6 protein-coding genes are annotated in these 13861 nt (G+C 69.4%); 3 read left to right on the top strand and 3 right to left on the bottom strand.

Translation table 11 applies throughout. The features are described 5' to 3' along the window. Nucleotides 1–166: 166 nt before the first annotated feature. Nucleotides 167–1201, bottom strand: coding sequence for a hypothetical protein (locus AC5JJ2_RS15555; protein WP_495858923.1), 1035 nt, complete (start codon nucleotides 1199–1201; stop codon nucleotides 167–169). 244 nt (nucleotides 1202–1445) lie between these two features. On the opposite strand from AC5JJ2_RS15555, the gene tssK reads away from it, so the two are divergent. From tssK to AC5JJ2_RS15540, 3 genes are all read left to right on the top strand, one after another. Further along, nucleotides 1446–2870, top strand: a complete 1425-nt coding sequence (gene tssK, locus AC5JJ2_RS15550; protein ID WP_495858922.1) for a type VI secretion system baseplate subunit TssK — start codon at nucleotides 1446–1448, stop codon at nucleotides 2868–2870. A 15-nt stretch (nucleotides 2871–2885) separates the two neighbouring features. Next, the gene (locus AC5JJ2_RS15545) at nucleotides 2886–3563 is read left to right on the top strand and encodes a DotU family type IV/VI secretion system protein (protein WP_495858921.1); all 678 of its coding nucleotides are present in this window, start codon (nucleotides 2886–2888) and stop codon (nucleotides 3561–3563) included. Nucleotides 3564–3651: 88 nt separating this feature from the next. Then, nucleotides 3652–5304, top strand: a complete 1653-nt coding sequence (locus tag AC5JJ2_RS15540; protein WP_495858920.1) for a type VI secretion protein IcmF/TssM N-terminal domain-containing protein — start codon at nucleotides 3652–3654, stop codon at nucleotides 5302–5304. A 231-nt stretch (nucleotides 5305–5535) separates the two neighbouring features. Here AC5JJ2_RS15540 and AC5JJ2_RS15535 read toward each other — a convergent pair whose 3' ends face one another. Together AC5JJ2_RS15535 and AC5JJ2_RS15530 are read right to left on the bottom strand one after the other, a co-directional pair. Continuing rightward, complete coding sequence (locus AC5JJ2_RS15535; protein WP_495858919.1) at nucleotides 5536–8184, bottom strand: TonB-dependent receptor; 2649 nt, start codon at nucleotides 8182–8184, stop codon at nucleotides 5536–5538. A 207-nt stretch (nucleotides 8185–8391) separates the two neighbouring features. Next, nucleotides 8392–13653 carry a serine/threonine-protein kinase gene (locus tag AC5JJ2_RS15530; RefSeq protein WP_495858918.1) on the bottom strand — a complete coding sequence of 1754 codons (5262 nt, stop codon included), beginning with the start codon at nucleotides 13651–13653 and terminating at the stop codon, nucleotides 8392–8394. Nucleotides 13654–13861: the final 208 nt, after the last annotated feature.

Raw genomic sequence — 13861 nt, 5'->3', positions numbered from 1 at the left:
CGGGGGGGGGGGGGGGGGGGGGGGGGGCGCCCCCCGAGCTTCCTCCCTCCGACGCAATCCTCGCCGGGAGGAAAAGGCTTACCCCCCTCCCTAACCCTCCCCCCCAAGGGGGGAGGGAACAAAGCCAAAAACGGCCGGGCCTCGAAGACTCGGCCCACCCTACAAATCACGCCTTCTTCTTCCGCTTCGGTTTCGCCTCCGGCTTGCCGCCGAACAGCGGGTCGTCCGGCCGCAGGATGCGGTCGAGCACCCAGCACCCGCGGGCGTGGACGGCCTTCTCCGTCGTGTGCTTCTCCGTACCCCGAAGGTGACGCAACACCGCCTCCGAGTCGCAGTCCGCGTCCAAGAGCGCGTCGGCCAGGATCGGCATCCGGTCGAACGCCCGGTCGGCCTCGATGCCGCGGGCCAAGCCGACGACCGTTTCCGTCCGCCATTTGTCGTCGAACTGGTAGTCGCCGAACGGGTTGCCGACCAGCTCGTGCAGGAACCGGCCGAGCGCCTTCCGCACGGCGCGGTCGGCCGCGTCCTCGTCCTGGATGCGGTTGTCGTCCTGCTCCTGCGTCCGGCGGACGATCTCCTCCGCCTTCGCCTGCTCCAGCCGCTTGTTCTTCGCGGCCGCGGCCGCGTCTGCCAGTTCGTCCGCCTGCTGCTTCAATCGCAGCGCCGTCGAGACGGCCCGCGCCGACGCCGCCCGCGCCAGGAGCGCGTCCTCGATCCGGTTCGCCGCCCGCATCGCCGCCGCCCGGCCCGGTTCGGCGAACAGCGCCTGCACCGCCTGTACCGCCAGTTCCACCGGCTGTCCGGCCGACGCGACGGCCTGCTCGGCGTACCGGCTCGCCGCCACGAACAGCGGGAACGCCGGGGCGATCTGGTTCGGCCGCGTCAGCACCGGCTCGTCGATGTCTTCCATCGTCGCCGCCCGGACCAGCGCTTGTGTCTCGGCGACGGCCCGGTCCGCCAACTCCGGGCGGGCGTCTTCTATCGCCTGCGCCCACCGGGCCGCGTCCTCGGCAGAGACGGCATCCGCGTTAAGTTCGACGTGTTCGACCGCCTCCCGCAGCTTCCCCTCCGGCACGAGGTCCCACCGCCGGCGGAGGAACGCCGCCGCCAGCAGCCGCCACCGCCGGGGGGTGAACCGCGGCTCCGCGTGGTCCAGCATCTCGTCCGGGCGGTGGAACTTGAACCAGTCGGCTTCGGTCATGTCCGAACTCGGTGATGGGGCGGGCAAAACGTCGCAATCCACGGGCCGAGACCGGCCGTAGACTCCTCGCGGGAGTACGGCCCGGCGGACCCGGTAGGCTCAATTGCTACCATGATACGAACCGGAATCCGCCCGACGGCCGGTTCGGGAAGTCGCCCCGTCGCCCCTTCACCCGCCGTTCGGCGTCGGGTATACCTACGGAAGCAGCACCCCGTCGGGACACCGGGCGGCCACGGGACGAATCATGCGCACGCTACCAGTGTACTGGCATGAAGGGATGTTCCTTCGCCCGCACCACTTCCAGGCGGCCGACCGGTACTGGAGCGACTACGCCCGCCAATCGAGCCGGTGGGACGCGCCGTACAACTGGGGCCTCCGCCGCATCGACATCGACCGCAACGCGCTCAAGAACTACCGGTTCGTCGTCCCGGCCCTCCAGGCCCGGATGCGGGACGGAACCATCGTCCGCGTACCCCAGGACTGCAACCTCCGCGAACTCGACCTGCACGCCGCGTTCGAGCAGCAGAACCTCGTCGAGGTCATGCTCGCCGTGCCGACGCTCGAGGTCGGCCGGGTGAACGTCGGCGGGCCGAACGAGGAGGACAAGCGGTTCCTCGTCGAGACGGTCGCCCGCGTCCCGGACGAGAACGACGGCAAGAACGAGCGGCCGCTCCAGTACCGCCGGCTGAACCTCACGCTCTTGCTCTCCGGCCAGGACCCGGCCGGGTACGAGACGCTCCCCATCGCCCGGCTGACGCGGTCCCTGCAAGGCGACACGGCCCCGATCCTCGACCGGGCGTTCATCCCGCCGGTGCTGGCGTGCGAGGCGTGGCCGGAACTGCGGAACGACATTCTCCAGCCGGTCTACTACAAGATCGGCACGCTGGTCCGCGACCTCGGCGGGCTGGTCCGGGACCGGAGCATCACGTTCCAGGAAACGGACCCCGAAGCCCGGATGATGTTCGAGCAGGTCCGCATCCTGAACGAGGCCGCGTCCGTCACCCGGCTGCTCGCCCGGACCGACGGCATTCATCCGATCCACGCGTTCACCGAACTCTGCCGGCTCGTCGGCCAACTCGCCATCTTCGGCAGCGAGCGGACCTGCCCGGAACTGGTGGACTACGACCACGACGACCTCGGCCGCGGGTTCTTCGAGCTGAAGCGGCTGCTCGACCACCTGCTGAACATGATCGGCGCGGACCGGAAGTTCCAGCAGCGGCCGTTCACCGGGAACGGCCTGCGGATGCAGGTGGACATGGAGGAGCCGTGGCTGGCCGACGGGTGGCAGATGTACATCGGCGTCGAGTCCAACCTGTCGAGTTCCGAGGTCATCGCCCTGCTCACGAGCGGGCAGATGAACATGAAGATCGCGTCCAGCAACCGGGTCGAGGAGGTGTACTCGCTCGGCCACCGGGGGATGGTGTTCCGGTTCGAGCCGAACCCGCCGAAGGTGCTGCCGATCACCCGGAAGGACACGTACTTCTCGATCGAGCGCAGCCCGGACGAGTGGCCGTTCGTGAAGACGACCCGCAAGGTCGCGGTCCGGCTGAACGAGCGGCTGTTGAGCGGCGACCTGGAAGGGAAGCGGGACGTGCAGCTCCGCGGGCAGCCCGGCAAGCAGCCGCCGATCATGCGGTTCACCCTGTACATCATCCCCCCCAAAGGCTGACGCCGGACCCCGCGCATGGCCAACGACCTCACCAGCCACGTCCTCGAAGTGTTCGCCTACGGGCTGTCGCTCAAGCAGCGGGTCATCCAGGGCGAGAGCATCCTGCTCGACGCCGAGAACGCGAAACTCAAGCAAATGCTGTGGGCCGACGGCGCGGTCCGCGGCCACCCGGACTACGGCGACAACCTGCCGCGGCCGGTGCCGGTGGACAGCCGGGACTTCTTCGGCGTCCGGTACGCGCTGGCGTGTTGGTTAGACGAAATCTTCATCAGCGACGTGTCGGCGGCGAACGCCGAGTGGTCCCGGCGGTGGCGGGAGAAGTCACTGGAGGCCGAACTGTACGGCGGCGCGCAGGAGCGGGCGTGGCGGTTCTGGGTGCAGGCGGACCAGGCGGAGAAGCGGCCCGGCGCGGAGGCGGTCGAGGCGTACTTGTGGTGCGTCATGCTCGGGTTCCGCGGCGACCCGCGGATCGTGAACCCGCCGGAGTGGGTCGAGCGGGTCCGCCGCCGGGTCATCACGGCGCACCAACAGGAGTTCCGGCTGCCCGCCGACCTCGGGCTGAAGACGAACGTGCCGGCCCTTCGGGGCCGCGACCGGTTCCGCAGTGCCGGCCGGGTGCTGATGCTCGTCCTGGCCGCCGGGCTGTTCGTCGGCGCGGCGATCCTGGCGCAGTACCTGTCGCGAACCGACTAGCGTTGCTTTCCCGCGCCGGCCGCGGGCCGGGTACACGGTACCGAGTACCGAGTACCGAGTACCGAGTACCCCTCACTTCCGGGCAACGATGGAAACAATCGTTCACTTCTTGTCCAGCCTCGTGACGTGGATCCGCGGCCTCGTCGGCCTCGTCCTGCCGATGTTCGCGGAGGCGGCCGACTTCCGCACGTGGCCGAAGTGGGTCAAGTTCCTCGTCCACGTCATCCTCGTCGCCGTCATCGTCTGGGGGCTGTGGTACCTCAACAAGCAGCGGTTCGTCCAGGACCTGCTGAAGACGAAGGGCACGACGTTCATCCAGCAGTGGTACCTGCCGCTCGTCTTCGGGCTGATCTACGTCCTCAGCTGGCTCGGGTACTTCTGGTGGCGGCTGCTCAACCGCGGCGACGCGGCCGAGTTCCCGGACATCGAGGCGGCGTGGGACGACGCCGTCCGCCGGCTCGCGCAGACCGGCATCCAGCTCGGCGACGCCCCGCTGTACCTCGTCATCGGCAAGCCGACCGGCGGGGACGACGCCCTGTTCCTCGCGTCCGGCCAGAAGATCGAAGTCCGCGCGCCGCTCGCGGTGACCTCGCCGATCCGCGTCTTCGCCGGCCGGGACGCGATCTTCGTCTGCTGCTCGGACGCCTCGACGTGGGGCACGTTCTGCACCGCGCTCTCGTCGCCCGAAGCGGCCGGAAGTTTCGAGGCCGGCGACGGCACGGCCCCCGGCGCGACGATCACGCCGGGCCAGGCGCTGCAGGGCGTGGACGAGAAGATTCAGGAAGAGTTCTACCGGCTGCTGCAACTCCAGAGCGACCGGCCGCTGACGGCCGAGGAGGACGCCCGGCTGCGGGAACTCGGCGACATGATCCAGGCGACGAAGGCCGGCGGCGGGGTGAAGCGGCTGACGCTGTCGAACGAAATCCTCAGCGTCGGCCCGCGGCGGCTCGGCTACCTGTGCCGATTGATCGCCCGCGACCGCCGGCCGTGGTGCCCGCTCAACGGCGTCATGGTCCTCGTCCCGTGGGGGGCGCTCGAGACGGACGAACTCTGCCGGTCCGCCCTCAGCGTCCTCGCCACCGACCTCGCCGTCGCCCGCACGACGTTCCGCCAGCGGTACGCGCACTTCGTCATGGTGTGCGACCTGGAACAAGCGAGCGGGTTCGACGAGTTCCGCCGCGGGTTCCCGAAGGAGGCCCTGCGGAGCCGGATCGGCCAACGATTGCCGCTCGTCCCGGACCGGCCGCCGGAAGAAGTGCCGGGCGTTATGGAGCAGGCCGCGAACTGGATTCGGCTGAACGTGCTGGCCGTGTGGGTGGTGAAGTACCTGCGGCTGGAGTGGCCGCCGGAGCAGCGGGGGACGAACCTGTTCGTGCCGACGTTTAACCAGCGGCTGTTCCAGTTCCTGCACGACCTCTACATGCGCGGCCCGCGATTGGGCCGGCTGCTCGCCCGCGGGCTGCCGGTCGAGCCGACGGCCGTGCCGGGCGACACGCCGGCGGCGCTGCCGCTCGTGGCCGGGTGCTACCTTGCCGCGACCGGCCGGGACGAGCGGCACCAGGCGTTCGTCGCCGGCGTGTTCCAACGTCTGACGGAGTCGCAGAGCGCCGTCAGCTGGTCCGCCGAGGCGCTCGTCGAGGACCGGTCGTACAAGCAGTGGGCCGGGCTGCTGTACGTCGCCGCCGTATTGCTGCTCGCCATCTCCGGCGGAGTCGTGTACTTGCAGTTCTTTAAGGTCTGATTCAGTTCTTGGCCGCGCGGATCGGGTCCGGTCTTGTAGGGCGGGTCAAGGCTTTGCGCCGACCCGCCGGGGGGCCGCAACCACATCGAAGAGTTGCCGAACCGGCTGGAGGTGCGGCGGGTCGGCGCAAAGCCTTGACCCGCCCTACGAATGCACCGGGCCGACGGATTCCGTCGGCCCGGTTCGTTTCTTAACGTGTACTGAGTACCGCGTACTACCCCCCCGGATTGGCTAGTACGTCAACTGCGTGTTGAAGAAGAAGTTCGTCCCCGGCCGGAACACCACCGGCACGGACACCCCAGTCCCCGCCTGGAGCAGGTTCGCGGCGATCGGGTCGAGGTGCTCGCGGTAGAGCTTGTCGCCGATGTTTTCAACCCCCGCCGTCACCAGGAAGTTCTTGTTCACCTGCCAGTACCCGCGGATGTCGAACGTCGTGAACCCGGCCGTCCGCTGCTCCCCGAGGCTCGCGGCGATGGCGTTCTGGCCGTTCACGATCCGCGTCGAGAACTCGATCTGCCACGTCGGGTTGTCCTCGACCCCGTGCAGCCGGAACCCGAGCCGCGTCTCCATCGGCGGGATTTGCGGCAGCGGCTCCGTGTCCGTCGCGAACGCCCCAGTCGTCGGGTCCTTCCGCCGGCTGCTGTTCAGCCGGCTGGTGAACGGCGTGCCGTTCGCGTCCACGGCCGTGAACACCGTGTCGCGGCGGTTGTCCACGTGCGTCTGGTCGATCCCCTGCACGTAGCTCAGGGTCGCGAACGGGGACAGCCACCGCGTCGCCCGCGCTTGCAGGTACAGTTCCGTCCCGGCCAGCGTGGCGAGGTTCGTGTTCGTGAACACGACCTGCGACAGGCCGAGCTGCGACACCCGGTTGGCGTCGTAGGTGATGTAGTTGTTGATGAACGCGTAGAACCCGCTGATCCCGAACTTCAGGTAGTCGGTGTCGTACCGCAGGCCCACGTCGAACTGGTTCAGTTGTTCCTTCGCCAGGTTCGGGTCGCCGATGAGGCGGCTCGTCCCCTGTTGCAGCACGCCGATGAACGGGCCGGCCGAGTACAGTTCCGTCAGCGTCGGGGCCCGCTCCGCGTGGCCGTACCCGAGGAACAGGGTGGACGCGTCGGTCACCTTGTACTCGACGGTCGCGAACCCGGAGTAGAGCGCGAAGTCGCGGTCGAGCTGCCGGGACGCCGGGTCCACGTCGCCGGGGAACCGGCTGATCGGGGACGGGTCCACGGAGTAGATGCTCGGGTCGATGGTCAGCCGGTTCTGCGCCGCCGCCACGCCGAGGCTCTGCGGCTGGCCGAAGATGTCCACGTTCCCGGTGATCGCCCGCGCGTTGCTGCTCGTCCGCACGTAGTCGAGCCGGCCGCCGGTCTTGAACTTCCACGTCTCGCCGACCGGGATCATGGCTTCCAGGAAGATGCCGGGGTTCAGGCTGTTCGACTTCGGGATCGACTGCTGCTGGTTGATCGTCGGCAGCACCCCGGCCGGCGTGGCCGGGACCGTCTGAATGATGTTCGGCCCGGCGAGTTGCTGGAAGACGATGTTCTCGGTCAGCCCCTGGCCGAAGACGTTCAGGTCCGTCCCGGTGTAGATCGTGGCCTCGTCCTTGCCGTTCCCCCACTGCCCGGTCAACCGGTAGCCGAGGGACCGTTCGGCGAACCGAGTGGTGGACCGGTCCATGAACTCGAACCCTTGCAGCCGGGACCGGTCGATGCCGCCGGCGGCGGTCTGGATGAACGGCTCCTCGAACGCGAACTTGATCAGCCGGTTCACGAACGCCTGCTTCGCCCCCTGCGTCGTGTTCCCGGACGTGGTCGTGGCGTTGTACCACATGTCGGTGGTGAACACGTCGAACGGGCCGACGTTCCGCCCGATCAGCCGGAGGTTGTACGCCTCGGTGTCGGACGCGTCGATGTCGAAGAACAGGCCGGGGAACTCGATGTTGTTCTGAAACGACCGCAGCGCCTTGAACTCGAACGACAGGGCGTCGGAGATGTCGTACCCGAGGGCGACGTTGAAGTTGTTCGCGTTGTAGCTGCTCGGGATGCTGTTCCCGCCGCCGTCCCGGTAGTCGTTCCCCTGGAGGACGTTGTAGCTGCCGCGGAACCCCCAGTTCGCGCCCGCGGCCGTCACCACCTGCAGCGCGTTGTACTGCTCGCCGTTCGTCTGGTAGCCGAACGACGAGACGCCGTGGTACTCCGTCCCCCGGCCCTCCCGCGCCCGCGGGGAGTCGAGGGTGTTGATGTTGATGAACCCGAGGGCCGGGCCGAGCAGCGACGTGTACGGCCCGCGGATGACCTGCACGTCCTTCACCATCGCCGGGTAGAACTTCGACACCGGGGTGTCGAGGTCGAGCCGGCCGGGGAAGTACGGGACGCCGTCGCCGAGGGCGTAGTACTGCCCGTTGCGGAGGCCGCGGAGGCGGGGGTCGCTGATGATCGAGTTCCGCCGCTGCACCTCGACGCCGGTGGCCTGGTCGGACTTGGCCAGCAGCCCGCCGAGGTCCGGGGCGTTGAGCGCCTGCGCCGGCGTCTGCCCGCCGGCCTGCACGACCGACGACTGGCCGGGTTCGGGGGCGGAGTTGACGTTGACCGTGCTGGACGACCCGCCGGCCGACGGCGTCACCGGGGCGGGGGCCGGGGCGGGGGCCGGGGCAGGCGCGACCGGGGCCTGCGGCTGCGTCGGGGCCGGCAGGTCCACCTCGTCCCGCTGCACGAGCTGGATCGGGCCGTTCGGGGCGGCCGGCTCGGCCGGGGCCGGCGCGCGGGAGCCGGTCAGCACCTTCGGCAGCCGGAGCGGTTCCAGCCCGGTCGCCACGCCCGTCGATGCCACCGATACCGCGATGCAGCCCGCGACCCATTTGCAGCGTAGGCGTTTCATCGGCTCCTCCAGAAATCACACTGCGCCGGTTCTTACCTGCTAAATCGGGCGGGCATCCCTCAAAGTTCAGTGATTTAGAAGAATCGCTACAAGCCGTGGGGACGGCACAACCCGCACACCTTCGCCACTCCCTGTTAGACCGGGAGTTTCGGGCTGGCAGGTTAGACGGACGCCGATGTGGAAACGGGACGGGCGGGGGGACGTGGGTTACTTGGCGCGGTTGACGAGGGCGGCCTCGGCGGGCGTGAGCACCCACCCGAACCGCTGCACCAGCTTGGCGAGTAGCGCCTTCCGGTCCGCGACATCGCGGGCCGTCAGCCGGTCCTTGCACTCGGTCAGCTCGAAGGCGACGGCCTTCAGCCCCGCGGACACCTCGGTCCGGAACGTCGGGGCGTCCGCGTTCCGGGTCAGAAGTGTGTAGACCGCCGAGAAGTGCTCGGACGCGGACCGGGTGTCGTTGTCCAACAGGTCGAGTCGGCCGAGGAGGTAGTCGGGTACGTAGCCGAACTGCAGTTCGTAAACGGCGGACGTTCGGGCCAACTCCCGGAGCAGGGCGACCTGGTCGCGGACGGTCTTGGCGGCGGCCGCCTTGTCGGCCCCGTCGAGCGCGTTCTCGGCCCGCATGACGTAGATCAGCGGGAGCCACTGCGGGGCCGTCGCGGCCGCGGCGGTGGCCGCCTCGGCGAACGCGGCGTCCGCCTCCCCGTACTTGCCCGCCGTGCGGTAGGCCATCGCCCGCCAGTATTTCGAGGAGGGCACGTGCGTCCGGGCGTCGGGGCTGGCGTCCTCCTCGACCGCCGTGAGCGTCCGGAGGGCCTCCGCCATCCGCTCCGGCGCCTGCGGGTGGCCGTAGCGGGCGGCGCGGATCGTGCACCGGGCGCGATCGACCAGCCCGTCGAACTTCACCCGGTCGCTCGTCGGCGGGCTGGCGTCGCCGAGCAGGGCGTACGCCTTCCGGTAGTTCTCGGCCGCGTCCTCCCCGGTCAGCCACGCGATGTCCTCGAGGACGCACGCGAGCGTCTTCGGGTCGTCGAACCGCTTCTTCGGCCGTTGGGCCATCGCGTTCTCGACGGACGCCTTCGCGACCGCCAGGTACTTCTTCGTCGTGTCCGGGTCGCCGGCGCGGGCGAAGTCGTTGGCGGCGATGAAGTGGAACACGCCGCGGACGAACCAGAAGCCGAAGTTCTTCCGCTTCCCGAGGGCGTCGCACCCGGCCCGGAACGCCTCGGCCATTTTCGGCACGTTCGGGTCCCCCGCCAGGAACGGCGACGCCTTCAGCCGGCCGTCCGGCGCGACGAACGGGACCTGGGTGAATGCGTTCTTGTACTCGGACATGCCGGCGTAGGCGAGGACGCGGTTGCCGTACAGGTTCGCCGGGTCGGCCCGGACCGACGCCCGGGCGTCGTCCAACATCGCCTTCCATGCGTCCTCTTTCGCCTGCCCCCCGGCGTCCCTCAAGAACGCCGCCCCCGACAGGAACTGGCCGCTGGCGAGGTGTGCCTTCAGCCCCAGCGCCGTACCGCGGTCCGGGTGGTCCTCTGGCAGGGCGTCGATCGCGGTACCCAGTTCCTGGCCGTGCTGCTTCAGCAAATCCTCGTTCGGCGTGGTCGCCAGCACCTTCGCCCGGATCGGGCCGAGCCGGAGGGCCGCGCGGTCGGCGGCCCGGCCGCCGGCCAGTTGCAGCCCCGGCCCCCAGAATTGGTTTTGAATTTTCGGCAGGATCAGGTCGTCGCGGTCGGCCACGTCGTTCTGCGTCGGGCAGTCGCCGAGCGTGGAATCGAGGTAGCGGAAGGCCAGCCGCGTGCCGGCGGCGTAGGCGGCGACCCGCAGGTCGTCGGACAGCCGCGCGTCCTCCCCCTTCAGCCGGAAGTACGCCAGCGCGACCGGCAGGTCGTCCTCGGCGATCTTCTGCTCGTCCACCGGCACCTCGGTCAGCCACTTCCGGACCACGTCCTTGCCCGCGGCCGTGTCGGCCAGGAGGGCGAGGTGCAGCCCCCAGTTCGGGTTGGCCGCGCCGGCCAAGTCGTAAGCCTTGCCCAGCCAGCGGTACGCGTTCTCGCTCTTCGGGTACGGGTTCCACCCCTTCGCGAACGGGGCCTCCGGCTTCGCGGGCTTCTTGTCCAGCCCACTCAGGGCGACCGCGGCGAGAACCTCGGCCGCGGCCTGCTTGCGGCGCGGGGTGGCCAGGAAGCTCGCCGGGTTCTCGAACGCCGCGGCCAGGGCGTCGGCCGCCGTGGCGTTGCCGGCCGCGAGGCCCCGCAGGTAGCCGATGTACGCCTTCCGGTCCGCCGCCGTGTCGTCCGTCACCTTCGGGTCGTCGGCTTCCTTCAGCAGCGCGAGCGCGTCGGCCGGCTTCTTCTCGCCGAGCGCCGCCTCAGCGGCGACCGCCTTCGTCCACCCGAACGCCGGCTCGTCCCCGAGGTCCGCCTTCAGCGCGGCCAGGTTCGGCTCGTTGGACGCCAGTTGCTTGACGGCGTACCCGGCGAGCGCGGCCTGGTAGAGGCCGTCGATGACCTTGCGGTCCGCGGCCGAGACGCCCGGCCACTTCTTGGAAGCGTCGCGGACCTTGCGGACGTTCGCGACCGCGTCGTCCCGGTCGGCGGCGAGCCGGAAGTATTCCCGCGCCATCGGGACGGCCGCCGGGGGCGGGGCGTCGCCGGTCAGGAATGCCCCGAGCGCCTTGACCGCGTCCGGTGACTTCGAGAGGGCGGCGGCCCACGCCTCGCCGACGGCCTTGAGCTTGCCGACGGCCGCGGGGACCGCGGCCGCGTCCCAGGCCGTGCCGAACGGCTTGCCGGCATCCGCGATGGCCTTCGACAGGTCCGCGACCGCCTTCCGGGCGTCGGTCACCTTGACCCCGCGGGTCGCGTCGTCGGCCGCGGCCAGGGCGTCGAAGTTTCCCACGACCGCGGCGGCGCGGGCTTGCAGGTCGTCGGCCCGCCACGCGAACACGAGCCGGCGGTCCGTCGCGTCGGGCACGAAGATGGAGAACCGGTCCTCGTCGGTCAGGACCTCGGTGATCGGGCCGCGGTGCTCCTTCTTCTTCTCGCCGATGGCGATCAGCCTCTTGCCGATGGCCTTCTGCTGGGCCGGCAGGGTGTACCGGTTGATGACCAACTGGGCGGCGGGCCGGATTTCGCCGGCCGGCCGGTCTTCGAGCGCCTTCAGGTTCGCCGTCAGCCCGTCGTCGGCCGCCATCTGGCGGGCGTCGGCGACGGTTTTGAGGAACGCCTCCCGCCGCGCCTTCGCCTCGTCGGGCAGCGCCCGCGCGAGCGCCTCGGCCTCGGTCAGCGACTTCGCGTCGCCCTTCTTGATAAGGTCGTCGATGTCGCGAATCTTCTCGTCGAGCGTCTTGACCGGCACGATTGTCTGGCGGCCCTTCGCGATCTGGTCCCGCCACTCGTCCTGGAGCTTCTGGTAAACGCCGGCGGTCAGCTCCTTCGCCGCCTTCTCGGCCGCGTCGAAGTCCTTGTTCGCGATAAAGGCGTTGACGGCCTGCACCTTCGCCGGGTCAACGGCTTCCGGGGTCACGTTTGGCGGGGGCGGCGGCGACGGCGGGACCGTCACCACCGTGTTCGAGGACGACGACGGGCCGGAGAGCGCGAAGAAGACGCCGCCGGCGGCGAGGCCGACGCCGATCACCCCGCCGGCTACGTACTTCATCACCCCGCCGCCGGCGGGGGCCGGGGCGGGGGGCTTCCAGGACGCGGCCGGCATTTCCGGGAGGCTGGACTGCGAGAGCGCCTTCTGCCGTTCCCGCTCGGCCTCCTTCGCCCACGGGGGCAGGGACCGCTCCTCTTCCTTCTGCCACGGCGGGAGCGACTGTTCCTCCTCCGGCGTCTCGCGGGGGTACTGCGTGGACTTGCGGCCCGGCGTCGTCGGCGGGACGATGACCGGGTTCGACGGCGGGCGGTTCCCGGACGGCACGGGCGGCGTGCGGGCCGCCGGCTGCTTGACCGGCGTGGACGCACGGCCCTCCTTGATGATCTTCGCGATCTCGGGGTCGAGGCCGACCGCCCCGAGTTTCTGCCCCATCGGGTCGTCTTGTTCCAGGTTGATCTGCGGCCGGCTGATGTTGATCGTGCCCAGGCTGCCGAGCGATTCGGCGGACGCCGCGACCGGCGGCGGGGGCGCGGGCGGCGGGGTAATCGTTTCCTCCGCCCCGAAGTTCTCCTCCGGCGTCGTCGGGATGAGGATTTCGGAGAACGACTCGTAGTTGGACTTCCGCGTCTCCTGCCCGCTCGTCCCGCTCGGCGTGGCGGTCGCCGGGAACGCGATGTTGGGGTCGCTCGGCGGCAGAAACCGGCCCGAGTCCGGGATCACCGTGCCGCGGAGTTCCTCCGCGGGTTGCGGCAGCTCGAACGTCACGTCGTCGGTGCTCTTGAACGGGTCCAACCCGGCGGACCCTTTCGGCGGCGTCGGGTCTTGGACCGGCAACTGCGGCGTCGCGCGAACCTCGCCCGGATCGACGGCCCGCGGCCGCGGCGTCGCGACCGCCACGCTCGCCGCCTTCGCCACGACCTTGCCCGGCTCCAGCGGCGGCAGCCCCTCGGTCGCGCGGACGAGCTGCCGGACCATCTCCGTGCAGGACGGGTAGCGGTTCCGCGGCTGCACGGCCGTCGCCCACCGCAGGACCTTGTGTTCGTCTTCGGAAATGACCGGGCTGCTGAAATCGAGCCGCCCCTCGGCGTGCGCGAGCATGATGGACAGTTGCCCCATCTGCTCGTCGAACGGCAGCTTGCCGGTGCGGAGTTCGTAATAGCTGATGGCCAGGGCGTACTGGTCCGTGCCGGGGACCGGCTTGTTCCCGGTCAGTTCCGGGGCGCTGTACGCGGGGGAGCCGGCGGCCTTCGTCTGGCGGGCGTCCGGGGTGATAATGACGGCGACGCCGCAGTCGGCGATCTGCACCTCGCCGGACACGATCATCATGTTGTCCGGCTTGATGTCGCAGTGGATGATCGGCCCGTCGCCGATGGCCAGCCCGTGGTCGGCCTTGTTGAGGTAGTCGATCCCCTTCGCCGCCCCCTGCATGTACCCGAGCAGTTCCTCCAGCGGGATGCCCTGGAAGTCGTCCGGGGAAGTGCCGTCCGGGTTCAGCTGCTTCAACCGCGCGGACAGGCTCCGCTCGCCCAGACCCATCGCGATGACGAGTTCCCGGAGTTGGCCCTTCTGCTTGATCTCCTCGGCCTTGTTGAGCGGCATCTCCTTGCCGTTCTTGTCCTTGAGGCGGGCCGTGAAGATCGGGACGAGGTTCGGGTGGTTGAGGTTGATGACGAGGTTGAGGGCCTTGAGTTCCTTCAAGGCGCTGGAACTGTGCGACAGGTCGATGAGCTTGATGGCGACCAGCTTCTTGGTGGCAATCTCCTGGGCCTTCCACACCTCGCCGAACTGCCCCGCGCCGAGGAAATCCACCAACCGATACCCTTCGACCGGTTCGTCGCCCTCTTCGTACTTCGCAAAACGAGGCATACCAACTCTCAAGGTGCGGCGTTCTGTTCCACCAAATATCTACGTAGGACCACAAATGCAGGATTGCCCGACACCGTTCGTTTTACCTCATCCCGCGGGTTCCCACAACAAGGGAATTCTGCGGGTCGGGTAAAAACGAACGGTCCGGACGGTTCGTCGTACTAAGAAGGTCGGTTTGATTGCATTGGGCGTTCTTTACCGGGTGTGC

Source organism: Limnoglobus sp., from assembly GCF_059499385.1.
The sequence above is the reverse complement of the archived record's forward strand: the minus strand, read 5'-3'. Positions and strand labels throughout refer to the sequence as shown.